Below are 7,262 nucleotides of genomic sequence, written 5' to 3'. Positions count from 1 at the left end.
GATCAGCAGCAGGTCTTGCCAGCGATGATGGGTTTTCAAGTACTCGCGGGAATCGGGTATCTGGGCTAGATACGGCAACGGACTGGGGATGGAGACAGCTTTCATATGTGATTATGATAAAAGCCTGGGAATAAGCCCGCTTACACTCACACCTGCAACCGCTTGTTCAGAACCTTACTGAAGGCATACACGCAAAAACAACGGCGAATAAAAAGGTCGTTGCGAGGAAGCCAGAGGCCGACATCGTAACCCTGGAGAGCGTCGCACAGCCGTTTGACCACGGAGGTATCCTGGGTTGCTAGTGAGAACCAACCGCTCAAAGCCAAAACAGATTTCTGGAATGCTACCGGCCGTGCGTAACTATGTCAGAAAGCGGTAGAATCCTGGACAGTGGATACGCTGGAATTGCTCCGTATCAACCTGCTCTCCCCTGCCGTGCTGGCCTTTGCCCTGGGCCTCACGGCCACACTGGTCAAGTCCGACCTCAAAATCCCCGATGCGCTCTACACCACCCTCTCGATCTATCTCCTGCTGGCCATCGGCCTCAAAGGCGGGGCTGCACTTTCCACCACGCCATTTGCCGAGCTGTGGAAACCCGCCCTGGCAACGCTGGTGCTGAGCGTCCTTACGCCGCTACTCTCTTACGCTGTGTTGCGGCAAATAGGGCGCTTCGATGTGGTGAATGCTGCCGCTATCGCGGCCCACTATGGCTCGGTTTCGGCGGTGACCTTCATCGCTGCCACTACCTTCATGCAGGCAGCCGGGCAACCGGTGGAGGGCTTTATGCCCACCCTGGTAGCCATTTTGGAAGTCCCGGCCATTGTGATTGCGCTGCTGATTGCCCGCCGTAGCCTGGGCGAAGGCTCGCTGGGCGAGGCGGTGCGGGAGATTTTTGCCGGTAGAAGTATCCTGCTGCTCGTGGGGGGCTCTGTAATGGGCTTTTTGGCGGGGCCAGAGGGTCTCAAGCAAATTGCCCCGGTGTTCGTAGACCCCTTTCGGGGGGTGCTGGTGTTGTTTTTGCTCGAGCTCGGCATGGTAGCCGCCAAGCGCTTGCGCGATCTGCGAACGGTAGGGTTTTTTTTGATTGGTTTTGGCATCGTGATGCCACTTGTACAAGGGGCTCTGGGCGTGTGGTTCGGGAGCCTGGCCGGTATGTCGGTGGGGGGGGCAATGGTCTTGGGCACCATGGCCGCCAGTGCTTCGTACATTGCAGCCCCAGCTGCCGTACGCATTGCCTTGCCCCAGGCCAATCCGAGCTACTACCTTACCGCCTCGCTGGGCATCACCTTCCCCTTCAACCTGACCCTGGGAATCCCCATCTACTTTGCGCTTTCTCGCTGGCTGCACGGAGGTAGCTAATGGCCCTGGTTTCGCTCAAACTGGTCACCATCATTGCAGAAGGCTTCCTGGAAGAGCGGCTTGTCCGGGAAATCAAAAAATTGGGCGCCAAGGGCTACACCATCACACCAGCCAGGGGCGAGGGCAGCCGTGGGGTGCGGGCCAGCGAGTGGGAGGGCAATAACATTCGTCTGGAAACGATTGTGAGCCCTTCTGTGGCAGAAAAAATCCTGAACCGTCTGGCCGAGGTATATTTTGCCAACTACGCGGTGATTGCTTTTGTGGAAAACGTAGAGGTGGTTCGCGGCGATAAGTACACTTAACGCGCCATCCAGGATTAAGAAATCTCTGTCCTGGGTAGAACCTTGGCTGCTTGAGCAGGCGACCAGATCAGTGAAGCGCGCAATATCTCTGAGAGGCATCGCCTAATCCCCACAACCGACGAACCCCCCAGGTGCAGTCTATCGCGTTCCCATCACTGTTTGTGGTTCAGGCAGATCTGGCATGACTGCATCCGCCGCACATCGGAGGAACAATCGCACACTTCAGGCTCGAGCCAGAGAGGCTTTATGTGCTAGATTTCCCAAAAAATAGGGCCTAAAGTCACTCAGACCCCTCACCTATATCCGATAGGATAGAGGGGCAGACCGATGCTGGCCTGACAAAGCACTAGGAGGTGCTAATGAGCGTTCTGGAACGACAGCAAGAGGCGGGTTATGCTACGCGCTCGCCGGTCATCAACGACTTCTCCCTGGTTGTAGCCACCGCCAACGGTACCGGCAGTCAGACCGCCAACCTTACCCTGTTGCGGTCTTTTTTTAAGATGGGCATTCCTGTACATGGCAAGAACATTTTTCCTTCCAATATTCAGGGGCTTCCCACCTGGTACCACATCCGGGTCAGCCATGAAGGGTACATCGCCCGAAAGCCTTCCGAAATTTTAGTGGCCTTCAACCCTACCACCGCCGCAGAAGACGTCCAGGAGTTGCCCCCAGGCGGAGTGTGTCTCTATAACGCTGACCTGAAAAATCTGCCCAAACGCGACGACCTGATTTTCTACCCCATTCCTGTGAGCGAGCTCATTGCAGGCGTGGACGTGCCAGTCAAGCGCAAGCCCTACATTGCCAACATGGCCTATGTGGGGGTGGTGGCCTGGATGTTGGGGGCCCCGCTCGAGGTCGTGGAGGAAGCCCTGGGAGCACAGTTTGGTTACCGCCAGAAGCTGGTGGAAAGCAACCTGCAGGTAGTGCGCCGGGCGCATGAATGGGCCAGCCAGAACCTGCGCAAACAAGACCCGTACCGCCTCGAGCCCATGAACAAGACCGAAGGGCTCATCATCATGACCGGCAACGAGGCCGGCGCTTTGGGGGCGGTGTTTGGCGGGGTGAGCGTGGCGGCCTGGTATCCCATCACCCCTTCGACCAGCTTTATGGATGCCCTGCGCGAGTTTTTACCCAAACTGCGCAAGAACCAAAACGGTAAACCCACCTATACGATCATCCAGGCCGAGGATGAACTGGCTGCCGCAGGCATGGTTATGGGCGCAGGCTGGGCTGGTGCAAGGGCCCTTACCTCCACCAGCGGCCCCGGCATCAGCCTGATGGCCGAGTTCGTCAGTTATGGCTACTTTGCCGAAATTCCCGCCGTAATCTGGGACATCCAGCGGGTAGGCCCCAGTACCGGCCTCCCTACCCGCACCAGCCAGGGCGATGTTTCGTTTGCCTACACCCTGGGCCACGGTGATACCAAGCACCCGATCCTGTTCCCGTCCTCCATCGAAGAAAGTTTCGAGTTTGGCTGGAAGTCTCTCGACCTGGCCGAGGTGCTGCAGACCCCCGTGTTTGTGCTCTCCGACCTCGACCTCGGAATGAACCACTGGATGGGCAAACCCTTCGACTACCCCGAAGCACCCCTGCAACGGGGCAAGGTGCTGAGCGCCACCGAGCTCGAGGCCCTGGGCGGTTTTGCCCGCTACAAGGATGTGGACGGCGACGGCATCCCCTACCGGACGCTGCCCGGCACGCCCCACCCCCTGGCCGCCTACTTCACCCGGGGCAGCGGCCACAACGAACAGGCCCAGTACAGCGAACGGGCCGAGGACTATGAACGCCTGATGGCCCGACTGGCTCGTAAATTCGATACGGCCCGCAACCTGGTACCCGCTCCGGCCATCGAACACAGCCCCTCCGCCAAAGTGGGTATCATCGCTTACGGCACCACCCGCTACGCCATCGAAGAGGCCCGCGACCGCCTCGCCCGGCAGCTCCCTACCAGCTTCCTGCGTCTGCGGGCCCTGCCCATCAACCATGCCGTGCGGGACTTTGTGGCCGCCCACGAACGGGTGTACGTTATTGAACTCAACCGCGACGGCCAGCTTCACGGCATCCTGCAAAACGAGATGCCCGAGTATGCTACCCGCCTGCGCTCGGTGGCCCATCTCGACGGACTGCCACTCACCGCCGAGTGGGTGAAGACCCGCTTACTGAACGAGGAAGCCGGTCTCAAGTAGGAAATAGGGGAACACCTATGGAAAACCCAGTGCCTTCCGACCGCATCCCGCTCAAGCTCAACGCCGTGGGCCTGAGCAAGAAAGACTACGACGGCGCCCCCAGCACCCTGTGCAAGGGCTGTGGGCACAACAGCATCGCCAGCCAGATCGTGCAGGTAGGCTATGAACTGAACCTGAGGCCCCACGAGATTATCAAGCTCTCGGGCATCGGTTGCTCGTCCAAGTCGCCGGCTTACTTTTTGGGCATGTCGCACGGCTTCAACGCCCTGCACGGGCGGATGCCCAGCGTGGCCACGGGTGCGCTGCTGGCCAACCACACCCTGAAAGCCATTGGGGTCTCGGGCGATGGCGACACCGGCAGCATCGGCATGGGCCAGTTCAAGCACCTGATGCGCCGCAACGTGCCAGTGGTTTACATCGTGGAAAACAACGGCGTGTACGGCCTTACCAAGGGCCAGTTCTCGGCTACAGCCGAGGAGGGCCTCGAGCTCAAATACGCGGGCCACAACGAGTTTCCGCCGGTTGACCTGTGCATGGAGGCCATCATTGCCGGAGCCGGTTTTGTAGCCCGCAGCTTTGCGGGCGACGCCAAGCAGGTGCGCGAGTTGATCAAGGCCGCCCTCTCGTTCCGGGGTACGGCAGTGCTGGACATCATCAGCCCCTGCGTGACCTTCAACAACGAGGACGACAGCCCCAAGAGCTATGGCTACGGCACCAAAAACGAAAAGCCCCTGCACGAACTCGGCTTCATCCCCTCTGCGGAAGAAATACAGATTGAGCCCATGGAACCGGGCGAGCTTCGCACCGTCAAGCTCCACGATGGCTCGCTGATTAGCCTGCGGAACCTGGACGCCGACTACGACCCTACCAACAAGCTTGCAGCCCTGGAGCGTCTCGTCCGGGCCCAGGAAACCGGCGAGTTCATCACCGGCCTGATCTACTACAACCCCAGCCGGCCCAGCCTGGCCGAGGTAGAAGAGCTGGACACCCCTCTGGCCCAGCTATCCCCAGAACAGCTCCGGCCCGGCAGGGAGAAGCTCGAGCAAATTTTGCAAACCTACCGCTGAGCCTCAGAGTGCTGGGCTTTTTCAGTGTTCTGGACAGAACAGTGGCCGCCTGGATGGTCGAGCAGGTCTGTGAGGAGTGCTGTGACTTTCTAAGCGCGCTACAACCAACCCTGTAAGCGGTATTTCAACAGGCCCAGATACTCCCGCGTGAGGGGGGTCAGGGCTTTCAATCGGTCGGCGGGGGCGGTGAGGGCCAGGTCGAAGCGGGGTTCGCTCGAGGTCACGCTCACGACATCCAGGCCCAGCTTGCGAAAGGCCCCCACGGCCCGGCGGCTGTGCGCGGGGGTGGTCACCAGCAAAACCCGTGCCCATCTCCGCTCCCTGACCACCTCGGCCACCGCCAGGGCTTCGGTGCGGGTGGTACGCATCTGGGGCAGCAGGACAATTTCCGGGCCTTCGGTACCATACAAAGCCTGCACCCGCGCCCGGGCCTCGAGGCCCAGCGAAGGGCAGCGGGCATCGCCAAAAATCTCGCCCACCGTGTCCGAGAGGGAAATGCGGGGCGCGTAGCCGGCCCGCCAGAGCTCCAGGCCCTTCTCCAGGCGAGCCAGTGAGGAGGCCTCGAGCTCCCCCGCCCCGCAGTGCATCCCGCCCCCTAGCACCACGATCAGGTCGGCTTTTTGCGGCACCTCATGAACGATTAGCCCGTTCATCAGCGCCCGGGTGAGCGGGGTAAAGACAACCGACGCAACGAATAGCGCACAAAGCCCGCTTCCCAGCAGCAAAACCCGAAAGGTGGGGCCGAATAAGCCCATGAGCGTGCCCCCCAGCCAGAAGCCCAGCAGCGCCCCCACCCCAAGCTCAGGGTTGAGGACGAGCCCCAAGGGCAACAAGAGCAGGCTCAAGCCCGCCGCCATCAGCAATTGTGCGCGTTGCTTCAACATCCCCCCAATCTTACGAGATGCTTTCAGTTTTCCATTTCATAACGCTTTTTCAACACAAGCTGCGTGATACGATATATTTATGGCCGTTCTGACCGCCGACCAAAAAATGGTACTGGACATGGTGCGGGCCGTTTCCCGCGAGGTGTTGTGGGAGATGGCCCCCGAATACGACCGCTCGGGGCAGTACCCCTGGCCCCAGCTCCAAAAGCTGGGCGAGCTGGGCCTGCTGGGCATGACCACCCCCGAAGCCTGGGGCGGGGCCGGGCTCGATTCGGTCACCTGGGCCCTGGCTATGGAAGAAATCGCTGCAGCCGACCCCAGTGTGGCGGTCATTCTTTCGGTCACGTCGGGCTTGCCGCAGTACATGCTGAACAAGTTTGGCACCGAGGCCCAGAAAAAGAAGTACCTGGTGCCGCTGGCCAGGGGCGAATGGATTGGGGCCTTCTCGCTGACCGAGCCCCACGCCGGTTCCGACCCGGCCTCGCTCAAGGCGACGGCCCGCAAGGTGCCGGGGGGCTGGCAGCTGGACGGCCTCAAAAGCTGGGTCACCTCCGGCGGGCAGGCCCAGGTCTACGTGGTGATGGCGCGGGGCGAGGCTGGCATTAGCAGCTTCATTGTGGAAAAAGATACCCCCGGCCTCAGCTTTGGCAGCCCCGAGGACAAGATGGGCCTCCATGCTGCCCACACCTGCGAGGTGCGCCTCGAGGAGGTCTTTGTACCGGATGAAAACCTGCTGGGGCAGGAAGGCCGGGGACTGGCACAGGCCCTGGCCGGGCTGGACGCCGGGCGCATTGGGATTGCCGCCCAGGCGGTAGGCATGGCCCGCGCAGCCTTTGAGATAGCCAGGCAGTACGCTGACGAGCGCACCCAGTTCGGCCAGAAGATTCGGGAGTTTCAGGGGGTTGGCTTCAAACTGGCCGAGATGCACACCCGCATTGCCGCTGCGCGGGCGCTGGTTCTGGAAGCTGCCGCCAGGAAAGACCGGGGCGAAAAGTTTACCCTCGAGGCCTCCACCGCCAAACTATTCGCTTCGGACGTAGCGGTGGGCGTGACCCGCGAGGCTGTCCAAATTCTGGGCGGCTATGGCTACCACCGTGAGTACCGTGTAGAGCGCTACTACCGCGATGCCAAGATTACTGAAATTTACGAGGGCACCAGCGAGATTCAAAAGCTGGTCATTGCCAGAGAGCTGTACCGATAGAGCGCATCTCACGAAGTAGCCGCCTGAAAACTCGAAATCCAAGCACCTGTGGGCCGGGCCCGACCCACGCCTGGGTGCGTAATATGCGTCTGGGCCGAGACGGATTTTTGTTTTCGCGGGCGGCCACCCATGTAAAGGGTGCTGCTATTTTTATTCAAACACACCGCACAGGCCAGCCATCTCAAAGACCTACACACCCCTGGTCGAGCCTTTGGCTTTGAGCTTTCGGCTTTCGGCCCGCCGAGTGTGGGGATTTATCAAAA

Annotated in this window: 6 protein-coding genes; 5 read left to right on the top strand and 1 reads right to left on the bottom strand. The window is 60.5% G+C overall.

What is annotated here, in order from left to right; all coding sequences use genetic code 11:
- The first annotated feature begins 390 nt into the window (after positions 1-390).
- The 4 genes from J3L12_RS12210 to J3L12_RS12195 all read left to right on the top strand — a co-directional run bounded on the left by J3L12_RS12210 (position 391) and on the right by J3L12_RS12195 (position 4,914).
- Positions 391-1,359 (top strand): sodium-dependent bicarbonate transport family permease, encoded by a 969-nt coding sequence (locus J3L12_RS12210; RefSeq protein ID WP_208015332.1) that lies wholly within the window; start codon positions 391-393, stop codon positions 1,357-1,359.
- A complete protein-coding gene (locus J3L12_RS12205; protein WP_208015331.1) occupies positions 1,359-1,661 on the top strand; it encodes a transcriptional regulator in 303 nt (100 codons plus the stop codon). Before J3L12_RS12210 ends, J3L12_RS12205 begins: the two co-directional genes overlap by 1 nt.
- A 359-nt stretch (positions 1,662-2,020) precedes the next feature.
- Positions 2,021-3,847 carry a 2-oxoacid:acceptor oxidoreductase subunit alpha gene (locus J3L12_RS12200; RefSeq protein ID WP_208015330.1) on the top strand — a complete coding sequence of 609 codons (1,827 nt, stop codon included), beginning with the start codon at positions 2,021-2,023 and terminating at the stop codon, positions 3,845-3,847.
- A gap of 17 nt (positions 3,848-3,864) precedes the next feature.
- Positions 3,865-4,914, top strand: coding sequence for a 2-oxoacid:ferredoxin oxidoreductase subunit beta (locus J3L12_RS12195; RefSeq protein WP_208015329.1), 1,050 nt, complete (start codon positions 3,865-3,867; stop codon positions 4,912-4,914).
- A 98-nt stretch (positions 4,915-5,012) separates the two neighbouring features.
- Here the strand turns inward: J3L12_RS12195 and J3L12_RS12190 are convergent, their stop codons facing one another.
- Positions 5,013-5,798 carry a YdcF family protein gene (locus J3L12_RS12190; RefSeq protein WP_243455193.1) on the bottom strand — a complete coding sequence of 262 codons (786 nt, stop codon included), beginning with the start codon at positions 5,796-5,798 and terminating at the stop codon, positions 5,013-5,015.
- A gap of 79 nt (positions 5,799-5,877) precedes the next feature.
- Between J3L12_RS12190 and J3L12_RS12185 the strand changes: the two genes are divergently transcribed.
- Positions 5,878-6,999 (top strand): acyl-CoA dehydrogenase family protein, encoded by a 1,122-nt coding sequence (locus J3L12_RS12185; RefSeq protein WP_208015328.1) that lies wholly within the window; start codon positions 5,878-5,880, stop codon positions 6,997-6,999.
- Positions 7,000-7,262 lie beyond the last annotated feature (263 nt).

This window comes from Meiothermus sp. CFH 77666 (assembly GCF_017497985.1).
Classification (GTDB): Bacteria; Deinococcota; Deinococci; order Deinococcales; family Thermaceae; genus Meiothermus.
Note: the sequence above shows the minus strand (reverse complement) of the source record. Positions and strands in the feature narration are given on the sequence as shown.